Annotated in this window: 1 protein-coding gene; it reads left to right on the forward strand. The window is 60.3% G+C overall.

The window, feature by feature from the left end; all coding sequences use genetic code 11:
* The coding region (locus AF337_RS30210; protein WP_483150640.1) for a copper amine oxidase at positions 1-242 on the forward strand (242 nt) is incomplete at both ends.

Here is a 242-nt window from a genome sequence, read left to right on the forward strand (position 1 = left end):
GACAATCGCTATGGCAATGTCTTCGATACCAGGACCCGTGTGCTGAAGCGCGAACTCGACTCCCCGGCACTCGCCAATGGCGAGACCGGCCGTTACTGGAAAGTCTCCAACCCCAACATCCAGAACAGTGTCGGCAAGGCGCCGGGCTACAAGATTGTCGTCATGCCGTCGCCTGTCATGCTTGCCCAGCCGGATTCGACCGTTGCCCAGCGCGGCGGCTTCGCCAAGAAACACATCTGGGT

Origin of the sequence: Rhizobium ecuadorense (assembly GCF_001187535.1) — a bacterium.
Classification (GTDB): Bacteria; Pseudomonadota; Alphaproteobacteria; order Rhizobiales; family Rhizobiaceae; genus Rhizobium; species Rhizobium ecuadorense.